This is a genomic window from Streptococcus parasanguinis (assembly GCF_009717775.1).
In the GTDB taxonomy this organism is placed as follows: Bacteria; Bacillota; Bacilli; order Lactobacillales; family Streptococcaceae; genus Streptococcus; species Streptococcus parasanguinis_AG.
Map to the genome: position 1 here is coordinate 13,238 of NZ_WMZF01000010.1, position 22,804 is coordinate 36,041.

Annotated in this window: 22 protein-coding genes and 2 tRNA genes; all 24 read left to right on the top strand. The window is 42.8% G+C overall.

Annotation, left to right across the window (positions count from 1 at the left end; all coding sequences use genetic code 11):
- Positions 1-92 precede the first annotated feature (92 nt).
- The 24 genes from GMC92_RS09825 to GMC92_RS09955 all read left to right on the top strand — a co-directional run bounded on the left by GMC92_RS09825 (position 93) and on the right by GMC92_RS09955 (position 22,563).
- Entirely contained in the window at positions 93-3,623 is a 3,531-nt protein-coding gene (locus tag GMC92_RS09825) for a family 20 glycosylhydrolase (protein WP_155200283.1), read from the top strand.
- Between the two features lie 289 nt (positions 3,624-3,912).
- Positions 3,913-4,659, top strand: coding sequence for a tRNA pseudouridine(38-40) synthase TruA (truA, locus tag GMC92_RS09830; protein WP_070590501.1), 747 nt, complete (start codon positions 3,913-3,915; stop codon positions 4,657-4,659).
- On the top strand, positions 4,652-5,413 hold the full coding sequence (locus GMC92_RS09835) for a bifunctional hydroxymethylpyrimidine kinase/phosphomethylpyrimidine kinase (protein ID WP_155200284.1): 762 nt from the start codon (positions 4,652-4,654) through the stop codon (positions 5,411-5,413). The genes truA and GMC92_RS09835 overlap by 8 nt, the downstream gene beginning before the upstream one ends.
- Positions 5,403-5,873, top strand: a complete 471-nt coding sequence (locus GMC92_RS09840; RefSeq protein WP_003010175.1) for an ECF transporter S component — start codon at positions 5,403-5,405, stop codon at positions 5,871-5,873. The genes GMC92_RS09835 and GMC92_RS09840 overlap by 11 nt, the downstream gene beginning before the upstream one ends.
- Before the next feature lie 3 nt (positions 5,874-5,876).
- The gene (locus GMC92_RS09845) at positions 5,877-6,440 is read left to right on the top strand and encodes a TIGR01440 family protein (protein ID WP_023919341.1); all 564 of its coding nucleotides are present in this window, start codon (positions 5,877-5,879) and stop codon (positions 6,438-6,440) included.
- Positions 6,441-6,568: 128 nt separating this feature from the next.
- Entirely contained in the window at positions 6,569-7,852 is a 1,284-nt protein-coding gene (gene tig / locus GMC92_RS09850) for a trigger factor (protein ID WP_155200285.1), read from the top strand.
- 226 nt (positions 7,853-8,078) lie between these two features.
- Positions 8,079-8,663, top strand: coding sequence for a DNA-directed RNA polymerase subunit delta (gene rpoE, locus GMC92_RS09855; protein ID WP_021154455.1), 585 nt, complete (start codon positions 8,079-8,081; stop codon positions 8,661-8,663).
- A 261-nt stretch (positions 8,664-8,924) separates the two neighbouring features.
- Complete coding sequence (locus GMC92_RS09865) at positions 8,925-9,620, top strand: B3/B4 domain-containing protein (RefSeq protein WP_023919339.1); 696 nt, start codon at positions 8,925-8,927, stop codon at positions 9,618-9,620.
- Between the two features lie 173 nt (positions 9,621-9,793).
- Positions 9,794-11,407, top strand: coding sequence for a CTP synthase (locus GMC92_RS09870; RefSeq protein ID WP_023919338.1), 1,614 nt, complete (start codon positions 9,794-9,796; stop codon positions 11,405-11,407).
- A gap of 266 nt (positions 11,408-11,673) precedes the next feature.
- Positions 11,674-11,759 (top strand) — tRNA-Leu (locus tag GMC92_RS09875).
- Positions 11,760-11,842: 83 nt separating this feature from the next.
- Positions 11,843-12,295: a hypothetical protein gene (locus GMC92_RS09880; protein ID WP_155200286.1), complete on the top strand. Its 453-nt coding sequence runs from the start codon at positions 11,843-11,845 to the stop codon at positions 12,293-12,295.
- Positions 12,296-12,639: 344 nt separating this feature from the next.
- On the top strand, positions 12,640-13,521 hold the full coding sequence (locus tag GMC92_RS09890) for a class II fructose-bisphosphate aldolase (protein ID WP_003004573.1): 882 nt from the start codon (positions 12,640-12,642) through the stop codon (positions 13,519-13,521).
- Between the two features lie 84 nt (positions 13,522-13,605).
- Positions 13,606-14,544 (top strand): alpha/beta fold hydrolase, encoded by a 939-nt coding sequence (locus tag GMC92_RS09895; protein WP_070665163.1) that lies wholly within the window; start codon positions 13,606-13,608, stop codon positions 14,542-14,544.
- 359 nt (positions 14,545-14,903) lie between these two features.
- Positions 14,904-15,896, top strand: coding sequence for an ABC transporter ATP-binding protein (locus GMC92_RS09900; protein ID WP_070660809.1), 993 nt, complete (start codon positions 14,904-14,906; stop codon positions 15,894-15,896).
- Position 15,897: 1 nt separating this feature from the next.
- Complete coding sequence (locus GMC92_RS09905; RefSeq protein ID WP_003017344.1) at positions 15,898-16,716, top strand: ABC transporter permease; 819 nt, start codon at positions 15,898-15,900, stop codon at positions 16,714-16,716.
- Position 16,717: 1 nt separating this feature from the next.
- A complete protein-coding gene (locus GMC92_RS09910; protein WP_023919332.1) occupies positions 16,718-17,503 on the top strand; it encodes an ABC transporter permease in 786 nt (261 codons plus the stop codon).
- A 38-nt stretch (positions 17,504-17,541) separates the two neighbouring features.
- Complete coding sequence (locus GMC92_RS09915; protein WP_023919330.1) at positions 17,542-18,003, top strand: GNAT family N-acetyltransferase; 462 nt, start codon at positions 17,542-17,544, stop codon at positions 18,001-18,003.
- Positions 18,004-18,049: 46 nt separating this feature from the next.
- Positions 18,050-18,122: transfer RNA gene (locus tag GMC92_RS09920), tRNA-Thr, on the top strand.
- Between the two features lie 200 nt (positions 18,123-18,322).
- Entirely contained in the window at positions 18,323-18,634 is a 312-nt protein-coding gene (locus GMC92_RS09925; protein ID WP_049471759.1) for a LiaF transmembrane domain-containing protein, read from the top strand.
- A 300-nt stretch (positions 18,635-18,934) separates the two neighbouring features.
- On the top strand, positions 18,935-19,381 hold the full coding sequence (locus tag GMC92_RS09935) for a LytTR family DNA-binding domain-containing protein (RefSeq protein WP_003004160.1): 447 nt from the start codon (positions 18,935-18,937) through the stop codon (positions 19,379-19,381).
- Positions 19,382-19,385: 4 nt separating this feature from the next.
- The gene (locus tag GMC92_RS09940; protein ID WP_070665165.1) at positions 19,386-20,081 is read left to right on the top strand and encodes a LiaF transmembrane domain-containing protein; all 696 of its coding nucleotides are present in this window, start codon (positions 19,386-19,388) and stop codon (positions 20,079-20,081) included.
- A gap of 118 nt (positions 20,082-20,199) precedes the next feature.
- The gene (gene rpmB / locus GMC92_RS09945; protein ID WP_001140948.1) at positions 20,200-20,388 is read left to right on the top strand and encodes a 50S ribosomal protein L28; all 189 of its coding nucleotides are present in this window, start codon (positions 20,200-20,202) and stop codon (positions 20,386-20,388) included.
- A 142-nt stretch (positions 20,389-20,530) separates the two neighbouring features.
- Entirely contained in the window at positions 20,531-20,896 is a 366-nt protein-coding gene (locus GMC92_RS09950) for an Asp23/Gls24 family envelope stress response protein (RefSeq protein ID WP_003004393.1), read from the top strand.
- Between the two features lie 2 nt (positions 20,897-20,898).
- Positions 20,899-22,563 carry a DAK2 domain-containing protein gene (locus GMC92_RS09955; RefSeq protein WP_049503952.1) on the top strand — a complete coding sequence of 555 codons (1,665 nt, stop codon included), beginning with the start codon at positions 20,899-20,901 and terminating at the stop codon, positions 22,561-22,563.
- Positions 22,564-22,804: the final 241 nt, after the last annotated feature.

Genomic DNA, 22,804 nt, shown 5'->3' on the forward strand with positions numbered 1-22,804 from the left:
TAATTAAAGAATAATGTGACCCCTCATTGAATTTATTAAGATATCGTGGTAAATTTAAGAAAACGATTACAAAGACAATTTAGGAGGTCCTGATGAAATCACATCAACCACGTTATGCGATTCGCAAGTATGCAGTAGGAGCTGCTTCGGTGCTCATAGGATTTTTTGCTGGTGCGAATGTTGTAGCAGCTGATACGCCAACGACTACAGACAGTCCTTCAACGACAGTTCCGACTCAGCCAAGCGAGGGTGAGTCAACGATTTCCCTTAATGAGGAAGCTTCTCAGCCAACAGTAGAAAAACCAACGGCTCCTGCCCCAATCGTCGATCAAAGTCAACCGACACTGCCTGATCGTGAATTGCGGGTATCAGATCTTAACCGTTTGATTCGCGAAGAAGCGAGCTCTGTCGCAGAGTCGGATGTGGCAGCTCAACCAGCGACAGCAGCGACGGAAACGCCTGCTAAAGATCCTGATCAGGAAGAAAAATTAGCCAAGAAAAAGATTGTTTCGATCGATGCCGGTCGCAAGTACTTCTCACCAGACCAAATCAAGGAAATCATTGATGAAGCAAGTAAAACGGGCTATACAGACTTGCATCTTCTAGTTGGAAATGACGGCTTGCGCTTTGTGCTGGATGATATGTCTTTGAAAGTGGGAGATACTTCTTATTCTAGCCAAGCCGTGACGGATGCGGTTGAAAAAGGGACAAAAGCTTATTACGATGATCCGAACGGGACAGCTTTGACCCAGGCTCAAATGGATGATATTTTGGCTTACGCCAAATCGAAGAAAGTAGGTGTCATCCCAACCATTAATAGTCCAGGTCACATGGATGCGATTCTGACGGCCATGGAACAATTGGGTATCGAAAACCCTCACTTTAATTATTTTGGTACAAAGAAATCAGCACGGACAGTTGATTTGGACAACCAAAAAGCCTTAGACTTCACCAAGGCTTTGGTAGACAAGTATGCGGCTTATTTCAGCGGCAAGGCAGACATTTTCAATATTGGTTTGGATGAATATGCCAACGATGCTACAGATGCCCATGGTTGGCAGGTTCTCCAAGCCAGCAAGCATTGGCCAGGTGAAGGCTATCCAGAAAAAGGCTATGAAAAATTCATCCAATATGCTAATGATCTAGCAGCTATTGTGAAAAAACACAAGATGAAACCAATGGCCTTCAATGATGGAATCTACTACAATGGCGATACTTCCTATGGCACTTTTGACAAGGATATCATTGTGTCCTACTGGACAGGTGGCTGGAACGGCTATGATGTCGCTTCTTCAAAACTCTTGTCTGAACTAGGTCATCAGATTCTTAATACCAATGATGCATGGTATTATGTGCTTGGACGGGACAAGGCTGGATCTGGTTGGTACAACCTCGATCAAGGTCTCGAAGGAATTTCCAAGTCAGCGATTGATGTGGTTCAAAAAAATGATGGGGCTAAGGTGCCCTTCATCGGTGGCATGGTAGCTGCCTGGGCAGATACGCCATCTGCAACCTACAAAAAAGACCTTCTCTTTAAGCTCATGCATGCTTTCGCGGACAAGAATGCGGACTACTTTGTAGCAGATCCTGAAGTCGTCGAAAAAGCTCTTTCAGAAGCTCCAACTGATTTGGACCACTATACACCGGAATCTCTAGTAGCCTTTACGGCAGCTAAAAAAGCTTTAGAAGGGGCAGGAGCAAACACCACTCGAGCAGAGGCCAAAACCTTGATCGACCATTTCAAAGCAGCTCAAGATGCTTTGGTGTATACGGAAAGCTACGCGAAAGAAGTTGCTGCAAAAGAAGCAGCGGAAAAACTTGCCATGAAGAAGGTCATCTCGATCGATGCAGGGCGCAAATACTTCTCGCTGGATCAGTTGAAACGGATCGTAGATAAGGCCAGTGAGCTGGGTTATTCTGACTTGCACCTCCTTGTCGGAAATGATGGCATGCGCTTCGTACTCGATGATATGACGGTGGAAGCCAATGGCAAGACTTATGCTAGTGACGATGTGAAAAAGGCCATTCTAGAAGGCACCAAGGCCTATTACGATGATCCAAATGGTCAAGCTTTGACCCAAGCAGAAATGGATGAACTCCATGCTTATGCTACTGCTAAAGGAATCGGCTTGATTGCGGCAGTCAATAGTCCTGGCCACATGGATGCTTTGTTGGTGGCCATGGAAAAATTGGGCATTGAAAATCCACAAGCCAGCTTTGATACGGTTTCAAAAACAACTATGGATTTGACCAATGAGGCAGCAGTCAACTTTACCAAAGCCTTGATTGGCAAATACATGGACTACTTCAAAGACAAGTCTAAGATCTTTAACTATGGAACAGATGAATATGCCAATGACGCTACCAGTGCGCAAGGCTGGTACTACCTCAAGTGGTATGATCTCTATGGTAAATTTGCGGAGTATTCCAATAGTCTTGCAGCTATGGCGCGTGAAAAAGGCTTGCAGCCAATGGCCTTTAACGATGGATTCTATTATGGAGATGAAGATGATGTTGCTTTTGACAAGGACGTCTTGATTTCATACTGGTCTAAAGGATGGTGGGGCTATAACCTCGCATCTCCACAGTATTTGGCAGATAAGGGCTATAAATTCCTTAATACTAACGGAGACTGGTACTATGTTTTGGGAAGAACACCTGAAACGGGTGGTGGTTATATTGAAAAAGCGATTGCCAATGCAGCTGCTACTCCATTTAGACAACTCCCAAGTACAACATATCCAGAAACATCTTTGCCGATGGTCGGTAGCATGGTAGCTGTTTGGTGTGATACCCCAAGTGAAGAATACATCGAAAAAAATGTCTTTGATCTCATGGAAGCTTTTGCCAACCATAACAAGGACTATTTCAAGGCGGACTTCACTGCTCTTAGAAAAGCAGTTGCTACGGTGCCAACAGATCTAGACATATACACACCAGAATCGCGCGCAGCACTTGCGAAAGTCTTAGATAACTTGAATTGGAATGTGAGCCGTGCTCATCAAGATCAGGTGGATCAAGAAGTGGCTGCTCTGACTCAAGCCCTTGCGGGGCTCAAGCCAATCACGCAAGTAGGTAGCTTGGCTGAAAATGACGTCAAAGCCCTAGTGGAAGACAAACCAAGTCTTGACATCGTGGAGAAAGAACCTGATTTTGACCTTGTGGAACGGACCAATCCAGATCTCGCTAAAGGAGAACGCAGAGTGATCCAGGCTGGGGTTAAAGGGCAAGGTCTTGAGTATGTAGAGGTTTCGGCACTTGATCAAAGTCGAAAAGTGATCGCTACAGAAGTTGCTAAAGAGCCAGTTGCAGAAATTGTTGAAGTCGGTACCAAAGAGGTTGTGACTCCAGCAAGCCCTTCAGTAGAAGCACCAGTGAAGTCAGACGTGCTTGTAAATAAAATGGTTCCAGATCCTTCAACGCCTCAAGTGGTCTCGAAGAATCAACCAGTAAATACCCCAACGCCAATTCCAGCAGCTGTGGAAAAAGAGGTTCGTTCAGAAGCAGTAAACTCTCACAAGCAACTTCCAGAAACAGGAGTGGAATCTGCACTTGGACTCGCTTTACTAGGAGCGATCTTAGGAGCAGCAGGAATGGACTTGAAAAATAAAAAAAGAGACTGAGACTTAGTTGACTTGTAACAGGTCGAAGTTAGGAGAGTGGGACAGAAATCGGTAATTCGTTAGAATTCGATTTCGTCGTCCCACCTCCGCACAGTTGAGTAGGGCTGTAAAAGCTGATGAAATCAGCGTAGTAGAGCCCACTCAACCACTGCGTCTTGCTCGACAATCCAAAAATAATTGAGAGGCTAGGACTTTTGTCCCAGCCTCTTTTTGTGTTTGCAAAACTGTACCCGGACAGTTTGGTTTTTTCACTCTTGTAACCCCTTCTATATCTTGCTAAAATAGAACCATGACACGATACAAAGCAACCATTTCATATGACGGGACCTTGTTTGCAGGGTTTCAACGCCAACCGCATGCCCGTAGTGTGCAGGAGGAAATCGAGAAGACCTTGACGCGCCTCAATCAAGGAACCCCTGTTACCGTTCATGGAGCGGGGCGAACGGATTCCGGTGTCCATGCTCTTGGCCAGGTGATTCATTTTGATCTCCCCCAAGCGCGGGACGAGGAGAAGCTTCGCTTTGCCCTCGATACCCAAACCCCAGAGGATATTGATTTCATCCGAGTGGAGCAAGTAGAAGATGACTTTCACTCACGCTACAAGAAGCACAGCAAAACCTATGAATTCATCGTGGATTATGGTCGTCCCAAGAACCCCATGATGCGCCACTATGCCACCCACTATCCTTATCCTTTGGATGTGGAAAAGATGCAAGCAGCCATCCAAAAGTTGGAGGGAACCCATGATTTCAGCGGTTTCACAGCTTCAGGAACCAGCGTGGAAGATAAGGTTCGTACGATTACAGAGGCTCGCTTGGTCGAGGATGCAGAACATCATCGCCTTGTCTTTACCTTTTCGGGCAATGGTTTTCTCTACAAGCAAATCCGCAATATGGTGGGAACTTTGTTGAAGATCGGAAATGATCGGATGCCAATCGAGCAGATCGATCTGATTTTGGAAAAGAAGGACCGCAATCTAGCAGGTCCTACAGCAGCGCCAAATGGCTTATATTTAAAGGAGATCCGTTATGAGTAATGAATTGATTCTAGCTATTTCAGGAAATGATATTTTTAGTGGGGGAGGTCTTCACGCAGACCTTGCAACTTATACGACTAATAAACAGCATGGTTTTGTAGCGGTAACTTGTTTGACCGCTATGACGGAGAACGGTTTTGAAGTGATTCCGGTGGATCCAACGACCTTTACGCAACAGCTCAACTCTCTCAAGGATGTTCCTTTTTCTGCTATTAAACTCGGTCTTTTGCCAAATGTCGAAGTGGCAGACTTAGCCTTGGACTATGTCAAAGCCCATGCGGAGATCCCTGTAGTACTAGATCCTGTATTGGTCTGCAAGGAAAGCCATGATGTGGAAGTCTCAGCTCTTCGAGACGAATTGATCAAGTTCTTCCCTTATGTGACCATCATCACGCCAAACTTACCAGAAGCTGAGATCTTGACCCAAAGCAAGATTCAATCGCTCGACGATATGAAGGCGGCAGCGCGCAAGCTCCACGAATTAGGAGCAGCGAATGTCGTGGTCAAAGGAGGGAATCGTCTCAATAAAGAAAAGGCCATCGATGTCTTTTATGATGGGACAGACTTCACCGTTATTGAAGAGCCGGTCTTAGAAAAGAACAATACAGGAGCTGGTTGTACCTTTGCGTCTAGCATTTCCAGCCAGTTGGTAAGAGGGAAATCACCGCTTGAAGCTGTTAAAGCCTCTAAAGACTTTGTTTTCCAAGCGATTCAACATTCAGACCAGTATGGAGTAGTACAATATGACATCTAATCGAACTCAACTCATTGCCCGCCTTTCTATTTTGACAGCCTTGACAGTTGTACTCGGCTACTATACCAAACTTCCAACTCCGACAGGGATCGTCACCCTGCTAGATCTTGGCGTTTATTTCACAGCCTTCTATTTTGGGCGTAAGGAAGGTGCTATTGTCGGTGGTGTCGGAGCCTTCTTACTCGATCTGATTTCAGGCTATCCTCAGTGGATGTTCTTTAGCCTCCTCTTTCACGGGGGGCAAGGCTATTTCGCTGGCTTCAAGGGAAAAGCTCGTTACCTAGGCTTGCTCCTTGCGACAGTCGTGATGGTAGGCGGTTACGCACTAGCTTCTGCTCTCTTTTTAGGCAATGGCTGGGGTGCTGCTATCTCGGACATTCCGAATAACCTCGCTCAGAATTTTGTTGGAATGGCTTTAGGCTATGTGGTCTATTATGCATTTCAAAAGAAAGGAAGCTAATTCATGGATCTGGAGCAACTGAAGAAGGATACAAAAGAAATCTTGGTAGATGTCTTGGGAAAAAGCCGTCTCCACCAAGGACAGATTCTAGTTCTCGGGATGTCTTCAAGTGAAGTTGCAGGAGGGCAAATTGGAAAGGCCTCCAACATCGACATTGCTGAAGCTATTGTCCAGACCTTGCTAGATGAGTTGAATCCAAGGGGGATTTATCTGGCGGTACAAGGATGTGAGCATCTCAATCGCGCCTTAGTGGTCGAAAGAGAGTTGGCGGACAAGAAGGAGCTAGAAATCGTCAATGTCCTTCCGAGTCTCCATGCAGGAGGTGCTGGACAACTCGCAGCTTTCAAGTATTTTAAGGATCCTGTTGAAGTGGAATTCATCACAGCTCAAGCCGGGTTAGACATCGGAGATACCTCAGTAGGGATGCATGTCAAACACGTGCAAGTTCCGATTCGCCCTATCTTGCGTGAACTAGGTGGAGCCCATGTCACAGCCCTCGCCAGTCGGCCAAAATTGATCGGTGGGGCCCGTGCTCTCTACCTCGATGATCCCATCCGAAAATCATAATCAGAACTAGCTTTTAAGGGCTAGTTTTTTTGGATGAAAAGAGAGGCAAAAACGTTTTAAAACTTGCAATTTCAAAGTTTTGTGGTAAAATTATAAGGAATGACTATATTATTTTAAGGAGAGACAGAATGTCTGTATCATTTGAAAACAAAGAAACTAACCACGGTGTATTGACTTTCACAATCAGCCAAGAGCAAATCAAACCTGCTTTGGACCGTGTGTTTGAGTCAGTTAAGAAAACTTTGAACGTACCTGGATTCCGTAAAGGTCATATTCCACGTCCAATCTTCAACCAACGTTTTGGTGAAGAAGCACTTTACCAAGATGCTTTGAACGATCTTCTTCCAGCAGCATATGAAGCAGCTGTTAAAGAAGCTGGAATCGAAGTTGTAGCACAACCAACTTTCGATGTTGTATCTATGGAAAAAGGTCAAGACTGGACATTGACAGCAGCTGTTGTCACAAAACCTGAAGCAAAATTGGGTGCTTACAAAGACCTTGAAGTATCAGTAGAAGTTTCTAAAGAAGTAACAGACGCTGATGTGGATGCTCGTATCGAACGCGAACGCAACAACTTGGCTGAATTGGTTGTTAAAGAAGGTGCTGCAGCAGAAGGTGACACAGTTGTGATCGACTTCGTAGGTTCTATCGACGGTGTTGAATTCGACGGTGGTAAAGGTGACAACTTCTCACTTGGACTTGGTTCAGGTCAATTCATCCCAGGTTTCGAAGACCAATTGGTTGGACACTCTGCTGGTGAAACAGTTGACGTGATCGTAACATTCCCAGAAGACTACCAAGCAGCTGACCTTGCAGGTAAAGAAGCGAAATTCGTGACAACTATCCACGAAGTAAAAGCAAAAGAAGTACCAGCTCTTGACGATGAATTGGCAAAAGACATCGACGAAGAAGTTGAAACTCTTGACGAATTGAAAGAAAAATACCGCAAAGAATTGGCAGCAGCTAAAGAAGAAGCATACAACGATGCAGTAGAAGCAGCAGCAATCGATCTAGCAGTTGAAAACGCTGAAATCGTTGACCTTCCAGAAGAAATGATCCACGAAGAAGTACACCGTTCAATCAACGAGTTCCTTGGAAACATGCAACGTCAAGGTATCTCACCTGAAATGTACTTCCAAATCACTGGAACAACTCAAGAAGATCTTCACAAACAATACGAAGCAGAAGCTGAAAGCCGTACGAAGACAAACCTTGTGGTTGAAGCAGTAGCGAAAGCAGAAGGCTTCGAAGCAACTGAAGAAGAAATCAACGCTGAAATCGAACAATTGGCAGCAGATTACAACATGCCAGTTGAACAAGTTCGCAACCTTCTTTCACCAGAAATGTTGAAACATGACATCACAGTGAAGAAAGCAGTGAACGTAATCACAAGCACAGCAAAAGTAAAATAATTGAGATTAAAAAGAAGAGCCGTGAGGCTCTTCTTTTTTCTGATTTCGTGGAGAATCCTGGAATTTTCCTTTGACGAAAGGGGAAATTTATCGTACAATAGAGTGTAACGATAAAATGCGTGATAGATTTAGTGACGAGAAGTTTTCAATCTATCATTGAGGATAGGATGAGGTTGAAGACCGGATCCTTCTCCATTTAGGAAATGAAACATAAGGAGATTTACCCTTGGAATTAGAAGTATTTGCTGGACAAGAAAAAAGTGAACTTTCTATGATTGAAGTGGCGCGTGCGATTTTGGAATTACGCGGACGTGACCATGAAATGTACTTTAGCGATCTTGTAAATGAAATTCAAAATTACCTTGAAAAATCAAACAGCGAGATCCGTGAAGCCCTCCCATTGTTCTACACAGAATTGAATGTAGATGGAAGCTTTATCCCACTTGGAGATAACAAATGGGGTCTTCGTTCATGGTATGCCATCGATGAAGTTGACGAAGAAATCATCGCTCTTGAAGAAACAGACGAAGATGAAGCTCCTAAGAAACGGAAGAAAAAACGTGTCAATGCCTTCATGGATGGAGACGAGGATGCGATCGACTACAACGACGACGATCCAGAAGACGAAGAAGTTTACGAAGCAGATCCAGCTCTTTCATATGATGAAGAAAATCCAGACGATGAAAAGAGTGAAGTCGAAGCTTACGATGCTGAAATCAATGAAATCGTACCAGATGATTTGGGTGAGGAAGTTGAATTAAGCGAAGAAGACGACGAAGAAGAGGATTCTGAAGACGAGGAAGAAGAATAAATCATAAGAAGAGGCTGGGACAAAAGTCCTAGCCTCTCAATTGTTTTTGGATTGTCGAGCAAGACGCAGTGGTTGAGTGGGCTCTACTACGCTGATTTCATCAGCTTTTACAGCCCTACTCAACTGTGCGGAGGTGGGACGACGAAATCAAATTCTAACGAATTACCGATTTCTGTCCCACTCTCTTTTTGTTTGCATTGAAAAAAGTGGCGAAATGGCGTATGATAAACGTGTAAGGATTCCTAAATAGGAGGTGTTCAGATGGACTTTCGTTTAGATCAAAGTTTAGTAGCTCTTGGTATTGATACGGTTGTGGTCGGAATTGCTAGAAATGTGGATCCCCAAGCAGTCCTGCCCCCTTCTTTTCTTGAAAAGAAGAAAGCGCTTGAACAATGGGCGCTCCAGTGTCAGACAGAAGAAGTAGTGGCATCTCCTGTCATTAAAGGGTATACAGACCTCTTGCAAAAAGTAGGGCGTAGCATCAAGAAAAATCCCCCAACAGTCCTAGCTCTTATCCGAAACATCCAGCATCGAGGAGCTCTTCCTCAGATCAATAGCATCATCGATATCTATAATGTCGAATCTCTGAAGTCCTTTCTCGCAATTGGAGGACATGACCTAGATAAGATTGAGGGACCGATTGAATTTACAGTGAGTCAAAGAGACGATCTCTTCCTCCCTATCCTTTCTAGTGAAAAACATGTCGCACCGACAGATCCTGTCTACCGGGATCAAAAAGGAGTTCTGGCTTGGTTGGATGTACGCGATAGTGACCATTACAAATTTGAGGAGACTACGCAAAACGCCCTCTTTGTCATCCAAGGAAATACCGAGACGTCAGTCGAGATGCGTTTAGAAGCGCTAGAACGAATCCACAAGGACCTTGCTCTTTGCATGCCTCAGCTTCAATTTGAGAAATTTCTCGTCACACAAAATGGAGTGGAAAAGGTCGTGTAAACAGCGAAAATTATTTTCATGAAATTTTCAATTTGACAAAGTAGACCATTTGCGGTAAGATATTGTTCGGGCACCTCATTTTGAGGTCGGAGCTCCCTAAGGATTAGGGAGCTATTTTTGTTTTTTCTGCAAAGAGGAATGGCCTCTACAACATTAGAAGAAGAGGAAAGCACATGTCAACAAAATATATTTTTGTCACGGGTGGTGTCGTATCATCCATCGGGAAAGGGATTGTCGCAGCAAGTCTTGGTCGCTTGCTCAAAAATCGTGGATTGAAAGTGACCATCCAAAAATTTGACCCTTATATCAATATTGACCCAGGGACGATGAGTCCTTACCAACACGGGGAAGTATTTGTCACAGACGATGGCGCAGAGACAGACTTGGACCTTGGTCACTATGAACGCTTCATTGATATCAATCTGAATAAGTACTCAAATGTGACAACAGGGAAAATTTATAGCGAAGTCCTTCGAAAGGAACGTCGTGGAGAATACTTGGGCGCGACTGTACAGGTTATTCCTCATATTACAGATGCCTTGAAAGAAAAGATCAAACGAGCAGCGACGACGACGGATTCAGATGTCATCATCACAGAAGTCGGAGGAACAGTTGGAGATATTGAGTCCCTTCCATTCCTTGAAGCTCTTCGTCAAATGAAGGCAGATGTTGGTGCTGAAAACGTTATGTACATCCACACCACTCTTCTACCTTACTTAAAAGCTGCGGGAGAAATGAAAACCAAGCCGACGCAACACTCTGTGAAAGAATTGCGTGGTCTAGGAATTCAACCAAATATGTTGGTCATCCGTACAGAAAAACCAGCTGGTCAAGGAATTAAGAACAAGTTGGCTCAATTCTGTGATGTCGCACCTGAAGCAGTCATTGAGTCTCTTGATGTGGAGCATTTGTACCAAATCCCATTGAACTTGCAAGCACAAAATATGGACCAAATTGTTTGTGACCATTTGAAATTGGATGTTCCTGCAGCAGATATGACAGAATGGTCTGCGATGGTCGATAAGGTCATGAACCTTAAGAAGCAGGTCAAGATTTCCTTGGTTGGAAAATACGTGGAATTGCAAGATGCCTACATTTCTGTCGTTGAGGCCTTGAAGCACTCAGGTTATGCTAATGATGCAGAAGTCAAGATTAATTGGGTCAATGCCAATGATGTGACAGCTGAAAATGTGGCAGAACTCCTTGGAGATGCGGATGGGATCATTGTCCCAGGTGGTTTTGGCCAACGGGGAACAGAAGGAAAAATTCAAGCCATCAAGTATGCGCGTGAACAGGACGTCCCAATGTTGGGTGTCTGCTTGGGTATGCAGTTAACCTGTATCGAATTTGCCCGTCACGTTTTAGGCTTAGAAGGAGCTAATTCGTCCGAATTGGATCCAGGAACTAAGTATCCGATTATCGATATCATGCGGGACCAGATCGATGTGGAAGACATGGGAGGAACGCTCCGTCTCGGTCTTTACCCATCTAAACTCAAACGAGGCTCAAAAGCAGCAGCTGCCTATGACAATCAAGAAGTGGTGCAACGTCGCCACCGTCACCGTTATGAGTTTAACAATGCTTTCCGTGAACAGTTCGAAGAAGCAGGATTTGTCTTCTCAGGCGTTTCACCAGACAACCGTTTGGTCGAAATCGTTGAAATCCCAGAAAACAAATTCTTTGTCGCTTGCCAATACCACCCAGAATTGTCAAGCCGTCCAAACCGCCCAGAAGGACTTTACACAGCCTTTATCACAGCGGCAGTTGAAAACCACGATAGCAAATAAGAATCAAGGCTGGGCAATAAGTGTCCAGCCTTTGGACTATAATAGTAATAACTACATGACGCAGTGGTTGATTGGCATCTTTGTTCGCTTTTCAAGCTCCAAAGATGACCTAATCAACTGTGCGGGGGTGGGAAGACGAACTCTTTTTAATTAGTCGGAGTTCTTTCCCACTCCCTTTTTGTGAAAAAATGACAAACTCTGAAAAAAGTTTGAAAAAAATCTTGACAAAAAAGTCGTTGATTGATATACTAGTAAAGTACTCAATCGCGGGGATGGCGGAATTGGCAGACGCGCAGGACTAAGGATCCTGTGACCGCTTTAGGTCGTGAGGGTTCAAGTCCCTCTCTCCGCATCGGATAATCAAGATAGCTTCGGCTATCTTTTTTTGTTTTCAAATTTCTTTGTGGTAGAATAGGTGTGAGATGAGGTGAGAAAATGAAGAAAAAGGATCTGGTTTTGGCCGATGGCCTCTTTGCACTATTGGGAAGTGCCATTAATTTTTTCGGTCCTATCCTGATTTTAGCGATGGGGATAGGTGCATACAAGGATACTTTTAGATATTTTATCGCCTTAAACATATGGAATGTTTTCATTTTTTTAGTGGCGATTGCTTCTAAGTATCTGCTCAGAGATAAAAAAAGAATCAAAAAATGGATTCTTCATCTTTTTCTGATAGCAGGCAGTATACTCTTTCTTGCGTCAATCCTTGCAGTGTGTGAGAATATTCCCTTTCTTGAGGGAGTGCTAAACGGACTTCTTGGAAAAATATTTACCGACAGTCAGTTATTTGCTGCTTATTTCTATTCTCAATGGGTTGTAGCAGTACTCCTTGTGATTTGCGGGATCGCCTTTCTCCTTTCGCTAAAAAAAAATAAAGAAGAGAATTGAGGCTGGGACAAAAGTCCTAGCCTCTCAATTGTTTTTGGATTGTCGAGCAAGACGCAGTGGTTGAGTGGGCTCTACTACGCTGATTTCATCAGCTTTTACAGCCCTACTCAACTGTGCGGAGGTGGGACGACAAAATCGAATTCTAACGAATTACCGATTTCTGTCCCACTCTCTTTTCCTTATTTGCTAGGGTGAAAGCCTTAGGAGATAGGAGATTCCGCCCTATTTATCATAAGAAAGTGCTTAAAGACACAGGAAAAGCTAGCAATTTCATCTAAAAAGTGATAAAATAAACAATGTAAGTGGGATCAATCCCACAAAAATTTATAGGAGGCCTATTACACATGGCAATCGTTTCAGCAGAAAAATTTGTCCAAGCAGCTCGTGACAATGGTTATGCAGTTGGTGGATTTAACACAAACAACCTTGAGTGGACTCAAGCTATCTTGCGTGCAGCAGAAGCTAAGAAAGCTCCAGTACTTATCCAAACTTCTATGGGTGCTGCTAAATACATGGGTGGTTACAAAGTATGTAAAGCCCTTATTGAAAACCTTGTAGAATCAATGGGTATCACTGTACCAGTTGCTATTCACCTTGACCATGGTCACTACGACGATGCTCTTGAATGTATTGAAGCTGGTTACACTTCAATCATGTTTGACGGTTCACACCTTCCAGTTGAAGAAAACCTTAAATTGGCGAAAGATGTCGTTGAAAAAGCTCATGCTAAAGGTATCTCAGTAGAAGCTGAAGTTGGTACTATCGGTGGTGAAGAAGACGGTATCATCGGTGACGGTGAATTGGCACCAATCGAAGATGCTAAAGCAATGGTTGCTACAGGAATCGACTTCTTGGCTGCAGGTATCGGTAACATCCACGGTCCTTACCCAGCAAACTGGAAAGGTCTTCACCTTGACCACTTGCAAAAATTGACTGAAGCTGTTCCAGGATTCCCAATCGTATTGCACGGTGGATCAGGTATCCCTGATGATCAAATCCAAGCAGCTATCAAACTTGGTGTTGCAAAAGTTAACGTTAACACTGAATGCCAAATCGCATTTGCAAATGCTACTCGTCAATTCGTACGTGAATACGATGCAAACGAAGCAGAATACGACAAGAAGAAACTCTTCGACCCACGTAAATTCTTGAAACCAGGTTTCGAAGCAATTACAGCAGCTGTTGAAGAACGTATCGACGTATTCGGTTCAGAAGGCAAAGCTTAATTAAAAACAGGAAAGCAAGGTCCCATGTGGATCTTGTTTTTTTGTTTGGGAAAGGTTGCTTCCAGGGGTTAATTTTTGTACAATATGCCTATGAAAAAATTCAAACTGTGGAGCTGGATCGTTTGTGGCTTTCTCCTGCTCTTTTTAGGTGCTACATTTGTTTTTCATCAAGTCAGTTTACGAAATGAAAGTAAGCTTCTCACACCCATTGGTAAACAAGTGACAGTCAATGGACATCGAATGAATGTTTCTATTAAAGGAGAAGGGCCTCAAACAATCGTTTTTCTTTCTGGTGCAGGTATCGCCTCTCCTATCCTAGACTTTAAGAATCTATCAGATCCCCTATCCAAAAAATACAAGGTTGTTGTCGTGGAGCGAGCAGGATATGGTTTTAGCCAAGATAGTGATCGTTCAAGAGATGTGATGGAGGTCCTTTCTGAGACCCGTCAAGCTTTGTCGCAAGCTCATGTTTCAGGTCCTTATGTGATTATTTCGCATTCTATGGCTAGTTTAGAGAGTCTTGCTTGGCAAGAGAAATATCCGAATGAAGTGAAGGCTTTGATTGGCCTGGATTGGGCCTTGCCAGCGAGTTATGAAGATTTAAAAGAACACCCAACTCTCATAACCTTAGCCTATTGGACGAGTAAGATTGGCCTGCTCCGTTATTTCCCAGAGTCCTTTTATATAAAAAATCCAACTCTGACTGAAACTGAACGACAACAATATAAATTACTAGCATATAAGCAGTTGATGTCACAAGCCATGCTTCATGAATCCCGTTTGGCAAAGGAAAATGCCAAGAAAGTTCCATCTAGCATTAATCCGAAAATTCCAGCCTTACTCCTGGTTTCTAACGGTGAAGGCACGACCTTTAGCCAATCAGAGTGGCAACGTTATGCAGAGAGATTTGCAAGCGACCAGTCTAATGTTCAAGTCGACTATATGGATGCGCCTCACGACCTCTATCATTATCAAAGCGATGCTATTGTTTCTCGTATTAAAGAATTTTTAGAGAATAATTGAGGGCTTAAAAATCCATTGAGACTGATGATAATAATTAAATGCTGAAGGATTAACAGTAGAATCGTTAATTTTCTCGATTAAAAAAATTCTTTTTCTTAACAATAAGCCTGCCCCTAAGGGCAGGTTTTTTGGTGTCTTAAGGAAACTATTTAACAGAATTTTTGATTAAAAGTTTCATTTTAAGAGAGAAATCTCTAATTTCATAATCTATAAGCAAACGCTTGCATTCCTTTTTTTATTGGATTATAATAGGTTGGTATAAAGCCTTCTGTAATAATATTGAGTAAGTGTAGAAAGTAAGGATTTAGAATATTTGTAGTCAAAAATACAATGTTGCTTCTTACGATAGGGAGATAGATATGGCAATGATAGAAGTGCAACATCTTCGGAAAAATTTTGTGAAGACAGTTAAGGAGCCGGGGTTAAAGGGAGCCTTGCGCTCCTTTATTCATCCTGAAAAGCAGACCTTTGAAGCGGTCAAGGATTTAACTTTTGAAGTTCCAAAAGGGCAGATTTTAGGATTTATCGGGGCAAATGGTGCTGGGAAGTCAACCACCATCAAAATGCTGACAGGAATTTTGAAGCCCACATCTGGCTTTTGTCGGATTAACGGCAAGATTCCGCAGGATAATCGCCAAGATTATGTCAAGGATATTGGAGTCGTTTTCGGACAACGCACCCAGTTATGGTGGGATTTGGCTCTGCAAGAGACCTACACGGTTTTGAAAGAGATCTATGATGTACCGGACTCGCTTTTCCATAAGCGCATGGACTTTTTGAATGAAGTTTTGGATTTGAAGGAATTTATCAAGGATCCTGTGCGGACTCTTTCACTAGGTCAACGGATGCGGGCGGATATTGCGGCTTCCTTGCTTCACAATCCCAAAGTTCTCTTTTTAGATGAACCGACTATTGGTTTGGATGTGTCGGTCAAGGACAACATTCGTCGGGCCATTACCCAGATTAATCAGGAGGAAGAGACAACTATTCTCTTGACTACTCATGATTTGAGTGATATTGAGCAACTCTGTGATCGGATTTTTATGATTGATAAGGGGCAAGAGATTTTTGATGGAACGGTTAGCCAGCTCAAGGAGACCTTTGGAAAGATGAAGACTCTCTCCTTTGACCTGACGCCAGGTCAAAATCATCTCGTCTCTCATTATGAGGGCTTGCCTGATATGTCCATTGATAGACAAGGAAATACTCTCAATATTGAATTCGATAGTTCCCGCTACCAGTCGGCCGATATTATCAAGCAAACCTTATCTGATTTTGAGATCCGTGATTTGAAGATGGTAGATACGGATATTGAAGATATTATCCGTCGCTTCTATCGAAAGGAGCTCTAAGATGGTCAAATTGTGGAGACGTTATAAACCCTTTATCAATGCAGGGATTCAGGAGTTGATTAGCTATCGAGTCAACTTTATTCTTTATCGGATTGGCGATGTCATGGGTGCTTTTGTGGCTTTTTATCTATGGAAGGCTGTCTTTGATTCCTCCCAGGAGCCTTTGATTCAGGGCTTCAGTATGGCGGATATCACCCTCTACATCATCATGAGTTTTGTGACTAATCTTCTGACTAGGTCGGATTCTTCCTTTATGATTGGTGATGAGGTCAAGGATGGTTCCATTATCATGCGCTTGTTGCGACCAGTGCATTTTGCGGCTTCTTACCTCTTTACGGAGCTTGGTTCCAAGTGGTTGATTTTTATCTCTGTTGGACTGCCATTTTTAAGTGTCATTGTTTTGATGAAAATCTTATCTGGGCAAGGGATTGTAGAAGTGCTGGGACTAACTACCCTTTATCTCTTTAGCTTAACCCTGGCTTATCTGATTAACTTTTTCTTTAATATTTGCTTTGGATTTTCAGCCTTTGTATTTAAAAATTTATGGGGTTCCAACCTACTTAAGACTTCCATAGTGGCCTTTATGTCTGGGAGTTTGATCCCCTTGGCTTTCTTTCCAAAGGTCATTTCAGATATTCTGTCCTTCTTACCTTTCTCATCCTTAATTTACACTCCGGTCATGATTATTGTTGGAAAATACGATGCTAGTCAGATTCTTCAAGCACTTTTGCTTCAGCTTTTCTGGCTTATAGTGATGGTGGGCTTGTCTCAGTTGATTTGGAAACGAGTCCAGTCATTTATCACCATTCAGGGAGGTTAGTATGAAAAAATATCAACGCATGCATCTGATTTTTATCAGACAGTATATCAAGCAAATCATGGAATACAAGGTAGATTTTGTGGTTGGTGTGTTGGGAGTCTTTCTGACTCAAGGCCTGAACCTCTTGTTTCTCAATGTCATCTTTCAACACATTCCCTCCCTAGAAGGTTGGACTTTTCAAGAAATTGCCTTTATCTATGGATTTTCCTTAATTCCAAAGGGACTAGATCATCTCTTTTTTGACAATCTCTGGGCTTTAGGTCAACGACTAGTTCGAAAAGGGGAGTTTGACAAGTATCTGACTCGTCCTATCAATCCTCTCTTTCACATCCTCGTTGAGACCTTTCAGATTGATGCCTTGGGTGAACTCTTGGTCGGTGGCATTCTATTAGGAACAACAGTAACTAGCATCTCTTGGACTCTTCCAAAATTCCTGATTTTTCTAGTCTGTATTCCTTTTGCGACCTTGATTTACACTTCTTTAAAAATCGCGACAGCTAGCATCGCTTTTTGGACCAAGCAGTCAGGTGCCATGATTTACATTTTCTATATGTTTAATGATTTTGCCAAGTATCCTATTTCTATTTACAATTCGCTCCTTCGTTGGTTAATTAGCTTTATTGTACCTTTCGCCTTTACGGCCTACTATCCTGCCAGCTATTTCTTGCAGGACAAGGATGGACTCTTTAATATTGGTGGTTTGATTCTGATTTCCCTTGTTTTCTTTGTTATTTCCCTCAAACTTTGGGATAGGGGATTGGATGCTTACGAAAGTGCTGGTTCGTAAGAGGTAAAGTAAGACTAAAATCAAGAAAGGAACTTATGATGTTTGTAATTAAAGAAGTCAAGGGTGAAGATCAAAAAATGGCAGTTGTCGCTGAGATTTTAAGGGATTTGCCAGAATGGTTTGGAATACCAGAAAGCACGCAAGCCTACATTGAAGGAGCTAAGGATTTACGAGTTTGGGCTGCTTATCAAGAAAGTGATGTAGTAGGGTTTATAAGTTTATCATATTCGAGTGAAGATTGTGCTGAAATTGACTGTCTAGGCGTGAAAAAATCATTCCAAGGTCAAGGAATTGGAAGGAAATTAATTACGACTATAGAAAGAGAAGCAGTCAAACAAGTGGACTACCTACAGGTCAAAACAGTCGCAGAAGGTTCAAATAAAGATTATGACCGAACAAATGTCTTTTATCGCAGTCTTGGTTTTAAAAAATTAGAGATTTTTCCGCAACTATGGGATCCACAGAATCCATGTCAGATTCTGATTAAAAAGATCAACTAAAAGTGCTTGACATCCGCTATCAGAGTGCTATACTAAGAAGGTAATCGCCGATTTAGCTCAGTTGGTAGAGCAACGCACTCGTAACGCGTAGGTCACAGGTTCGATCCCTGCAATCGGCATAGAAAAAATCTGCTTTGAAGGAGCGAGACGATGAATAATGGTGATCACATATTCGTTCGGTCTCGCTCCTTCTTTTGACCACATAGGCGCCATTTTTGACCACTTAGTCAAAAGTCCTTGTCTCCGTAGGAGCTCTCTGCTATCATAGAATCATCAAAGGAAGAAATACTTCCGAATAATCAAAATGAGGTATATGATGATGAAAAAACTACTTGGACTTGGATTTATTTTGGTTGCTCTTGCGGTTGTCACAATGGGAATGGTTGGTTTTCCAAAGCTCGATGTGAACATCTGGCCCCTATTTCCTGTTCTCTTATTTGCATTCTTTACACTTGAAAATCTCTTGAAAAAAGATTACAAGGCAAGTGTTATCTGCGCCTTGATCGCATTTATGATCGCAAATGCGATTTACGATGTCCTGCCGGTTTCAAATGGTCTGGTCATCACAGCAGGTGTGCTCGCTTGCGTAGGTCTTAGTTTTCTTTTACCGGACAAGGAAAGCAATAAATAAAGAAAGGAGGCTGGGATAAAAATCCTAGCCTCTCAATTGTCTTTGGATTGTCGAGCAAGACGCAGTGGTTGAGTGGGCTCTACTATGCTGATTTCATCAGCTTTTACAGCCCTACTCAACTGTGCGGAGGTGGGACGACGAAATCGAATTCTAACGAATTACCGATTTCTGTCCCACTCTCTTTTTTACTTCTCAAAAATGACCTCTTGATGGGGAAAACGTGCCACTTACTGAAAAGCCCTTGTTTTGTTTTCAACAGCTGTTATAATGGTACTATCAAAACGTTGGGAAAGGAGTTTTATGAAAGTTAGAATCGAATTGGATCCATCTATGGACGAGCCTGAGATCTTGATTCGAGCTCCGCGCTTGACCCCGGAGTTGACCCAGCTGCAAGAGAGAATCCTCGAACAAAAGGTTGCTCCTTTGGCCTTTTACAAGGATCGAAGTGAGTATTTTCTGGATGTGGCATCGATCCTCTTTTTTGAGACGGACGGGGAGAAGATTTTTGGTCACACCAAGGACGAGGCCTATGAAGTTAAGCAGAAGCTCTATGAGTTGGAGGAGCTGCTTCCCATCGCCTTTTGTCGGATATCCAAATCCACCATTGTCAACGCAAAGCAGATCTATTCTCTAGAAAAGTCTTTTTCAGGAACCAGCACGGTCAATTTCTATCAGACCCATAAGCAGGTTCACGTATCCAGACGCTACTATCAACTCTTAAAAGAACGACTAAATGAAATGAGGTAATATCATGAGAAAAAAATTAATCGGAGTATTCTTAATCCTTTTAGCAGCCTTACTCCTTTTACAGGGCTATTTTGTAAAATGGGACATCAGCATCTGGACCTTAGCTTGGGTTACCTTGCTTGCCGTCCTGTCCCTCTCTAGTTTCTTAAAACGCCATTTTGGTTGGGGCTTCATCTATGGACTTTTAGCCCTCTTTTGTCTCAATGGGCAATACCATTTCCTCCCAGTTTCAAATTCAGTTGTCATCCTTTCCTCAATTCTCGCTGTGATTGGGCTCAACATTTTGTTTAAACCCTCTAAGAAAACAAAAGCCCGCCTAGCTTCCTATTCTGCTGGGTCCATGAGTAAGTCGGATGGCAATGACATTGATGTCACTTTTTCAACAGTGACAAAATATCTCAATGACCAACACTTTACCCGCGGAAGTGCAGATGTGAGTATGGGAGAAGCATCGGTTTATTTTGACAATTGCCGCATCGAGGGTCCATCTGCTCAGTTTGTTGTCGATGTTTCCCTTGGAAGTTTGAGTCTCTATGTACCAAGTGATTGGCGTGTCCATGTAAATGTGGATAATTCCCTCTCAGCGATCCAACATCAGGAAAATCCAAGTGCTCTGACAAGCAAGGATTTCTACATTACGGGCGATGTTTCCTTAGGAAATCTGGAAATTATCTATGTCGGAGCGAATTCGTTTTCTTAAGTCGGAAATGAAAAACTTTGGCCAAAAGCTTGCCAAGAGAGATTTTTTTTGGTAATATAGTACGGTATGTGGTGCTAGCACATCCGTTATATTAGATCTAATAGGAGGAAACACAGAAATGGCTAAAGTATGTTATTTCACAGGTCGTAAGACTGTATCAGGTAACAACCGTTCACACGCTATGAACCAAACAAAACGTGCCGTAAAACCAAACCTTCAAAAAGTAACTGTCCTTATCGATGGTAAACCTAAAAAAGTTTGGGCTTCAGCTCGTGCATTGAAATCTGGTAAAGTAGAACGCGTTTAATAAAGAATATAGAACCTCATAGAGGTTCTTTTCTTTTTCTCTAGAGACAGCTGTCACAGCGGGTGAAGAATAGTCCCTACCCTTTTACAGTTGACCTCTTTTATGGTAAAATAGAATATAAAATACTTTTGAGGTAGAAATTATGACAGTAAAAATCAATACAAAGGACGGTCAAATTGAATTGACTGATGAGGTTATCGCAACTGTTGTAGGCGGTGCCGCTACTGAGATCTTCGGTGTGGTTGGAATGGCCAGCAAAAATGCGATCAAAGATAATTTCCAAGCCCTCCTAGGGAAAGAAAACTTCTCTAAAGGTGTTGTTGTCAAAACAACGGAAGCAGGAACTATCGCAGTTGATGTTTACACTGTTTTGAGCTATGGAACAAAGATTAGCGAAGTCTCAAAAAATATTCAAGAACGTGTGAAATTTAGTTTGGAAAATCAACTTGGAATCACTACGGATACTGTGAATGTCTATATTCAAAATATCAAGATTGTGGGAGAATAATCGTGGCTAATATTACTACAAGTTTATTTCAAGAAATGGTTCAAGCGGGGGCTACGCGCTTAAATAAACAAGCGGAATATGTAAACTCTTTGAACGTCTTTCCTGTACCAGATGGAGATACAGGGACTAATATGGGAATGACCATCGAAAATGGGGCCAAAGAAGTATCTGACCGTTCTGCATCAACTGTTGGAGAAGCAGCAGGAATCTTTGCTAAAGGTCTCTTGATGGGTGCGCGTGGGAACTCAGGAGTTATCACTTCTCAATTGTTCCGCGGATTTTCTCAAAGTGTCAAAGACAAAGAAGAATTGGATGGAGCAGCGCTTGCAGCAGCCTTCCAATCTGGGGTAGAAGTTGCTTATAAAGCCGTTATGAAGCCAGTTGAAGGAACCATTTTGACGGTTTCTCGTGGGGCAGCCATCGGTGCCAAGAAAAAAGCAGAATCTACCAACGATGCAGTAGAAGTCATGCGTGCAGCTCTTGAAGGTGCTAAAACAGCTCTTGCGAAGACTCCAGATATGTTGCCGGTCTTGAAAGAAGTTGGCGTGGTAGACTCTGGTGGTCAAGGGTTGGTCTTCATCTATGAAGGATTCTTGTCAGCCTTGACAGGTGAATTCATCGCTTCTGAAGAGTTCCAAGCAACACCTGCAACCATGTCAGAAATGATCAATGCAGAACACCACAAGTCAGTCGCTGGCCATGTCGCAACTGAAGACATCAAGTTTGGTTACTGTACAGAAATCATGGTCGCTTTGAAACAAGGTCCAACCTATGTCAAAGATTTCGATTACGATGAATTCCGTAACTATTTGAACAACCTAGGGGATTCCCTATTGGTGGTGAATGACGATGAGATTGTCAAAGTTCACGTCCATACAGAAGATCCAGGTCTTGTCATGCAAGAAGGTCTTAAGTACGGAAGCTTGGTCAAGGTGAAAGTCGACAACATGCGCAACCAACACGAAGCGCAAGTTGAAAAAGAAGAGCGTCAAGCGAAGCCAGTTGAAGAAAAAGAATATGCCATCATCGCAGTAGTTGCTGGTGACGGATTGGCTGATATCTTTAAAGCGCAAGGAGTTGATTACATCATCTCTGGGGGTCAAACCATGAACCCATCAACAGAAGACTTTGTCAAAGCGGTTGAAGAGTTGAATGCGCGCAACATCATTATCTTGCCAAACAACAAAAATATCTTGATGGCGGCTCAATCTGCAGCAGAAGTGATTGATCAACCTGCAGCAGTTGTTGAGACCAAGACTATCCCTCAAGGATTGACTAGTCTTCTTGCCTTTGATGAAAGCAAATCGATCGAAGAAAACTACGAACGCATGAGCGCTTCATTGGGTGATGTTGCGTCTGGTAGTGTGACAACAGCGGTTCGCGATACCACTATTGATGGGCTTGAAATCCATGAAAATGATAATCTTGGAATGGTCGATGGCAAAATCGTTGTTTCAAATCCAGATATGATGGAAACCTTGGAAGAAACATTCGCTCATATGTTGGATGAAGACAGTGAAATTGTGACCATCTATGTCGGTGAAGACGGCAGTGAGGAGTTGGCAAATGAATTGGCCCAAGTCCTTGCTGAGAAGTATGAGGATGTAGAAGTGGAAATCCACCAAGGTGGCCAACCCGTCTACCCATACTTGTTTAGTGTAGAATAATTGAACAGAAGGTTCCTTTCGGAACCTTTTTTTGTATATAGAAAAACCAGGAGATTCTCTATGAAAGCAGCGTGATTCAGAGGGATTTGAGACTGAAGTGAACCCTCCACTGAGGCTTTATTCGTGAGAAAAAGGAGTTTCTGCAAAAAGTCTCACATTCATCAGTTTTTTATTCAAATTGAAGAGCTTGAAAAGAGGGGGAAATGGTTTGAGCAGTGGAGTTTTTAGACAAGAAAGACGC

Coding starts and splice junctions, on each gene's coding strand:
- GMC92_RS09950 (WP_003004393.1), top strand. CDS start 20,531: ATGACAGTAAAAATCAATACAAAGGACGGTCAAATTGAATTGACTGAT.
- GMC92_RS09835 (WP_155200284.1), top strand. CDS start 4,652: ATGAGTAATGAATTGATTCTAGCTATTTCAGGAAATGATATTTTTAGT.
- GMC92_RS09895 (WP_070665163.1), top strand. CDS start 13,606: ATGCCTATGAAAAAATTCAAACTGTGGAGCTGGATCGTTTGTGGCTTT.
- truA (WP_070590501.1), top strand. CDS start 3,913: ATGACACGATACAAAGCAACCATTTCATATGACGGGACCTTGTTTGCA.
- rpmB (WP_001140948.1), top strand. CDS start 20,200: ATGGCTAAAGTATGTTATTTCACAGGTCGTAAGACTGTATCAGGTAAC.
- GMC92_RS09845 (WP_023919341.1), top strand. CDS start 5,877: ATGGATCTGGAGCAACTGAAGAAGGATACAAAAGAAATCTTGGTAGAT.
- GMC92_RS09940 (WP_070665165.1), top strand. CDS start 19,386: ATGAGAAAAAAATTAATCGGAGTATTCTTAATCCTTTTAGCAGCCTTA.
- GMC92_RS09905 (WP_003017344.1), top strand. CDS start 15,898: ATGGTCAAATTGTGGAGACGTTATAAACCCTTTATCAATGCAGGGATT.
- GMC92_RS09890 (WP_003004573.1), top strand. CDS start 12,640: ATGGCAATCGTTTCAGCAGAAAAATTTGTCCAAGCAGCTCGTGACAAT.
- GMC92_RS09870 (WP_023919338.1), top strand. CDS start 9,794: ATGTCAACAAAATATATTTTTGTCACGGGTGGTGTCGTATCATCCATC.
- GMC92_RS09910 (WP_023919332.1), top strand. CDS start 16,718: ATGAAAAAATATCAACGCATGCATCTGATTTTTATCAGACAGTATATC.
- GMC92_RS09915 (WP_023919330.1), top strand. CDS start 17,542: ATGTTTGTAATTAAAGAAGTCAAGGGTGAAGATCAAAAAATGGCAGTT.
- GMC92_RS09880 (WP_155200286.1), top strand. CDS start 11,843: ATGAAGAAAAAGGATCTGGTTTTGGCCGATGGCCTCTTTGCACTATTG.
- GMC92_RS09900 (WP_070660809.1), top strand. CDS start 14,904: ATGGCAATGATAGAAGTGCAACATCTTCGGAAAAATTTTGTGAAGACA.
- GMC92_RS09840 (WP_003010175.1), top strand. CDS start 5,403: ATGACATCTAATCGAACTCAACTCATTGCCCGCCTTTCTATTTTGACA.
- GMC92_RS09925 (WP_049471759.1), top strand. CDS start 18,323: ATGAAAAAACTACTTGGACTTGGATTTATTTTGGTTGCTCTTGCGGTT.
- tig (WP_155200285.1), top strand. CDS start 6,569: ATGTCTGTATCATTTGAAAACAAAGAAACTAACCACGGTGTATTGACT.
- GMC92_RS09935 (WP_003004160.1), top strand. CDS start 18,935: ATGAAAGTTAGAATCGAATTGGATCCATCTATGGACGAGCCTGAGATC.
- GMC92_RS09865 (WP_023919339.1), top strand. CDS start 8,925: ATGGACTTTCGTTTAGATCAAAGTTTAGTAGCTCTTGGTATTGATACG.
- GMC92_RS09825 (WP_155200283.1), top strand. CDS start 93: ATGAAATCACATCAACCACGTTATGCGATTCGCAAGTATGCAGTAGGA.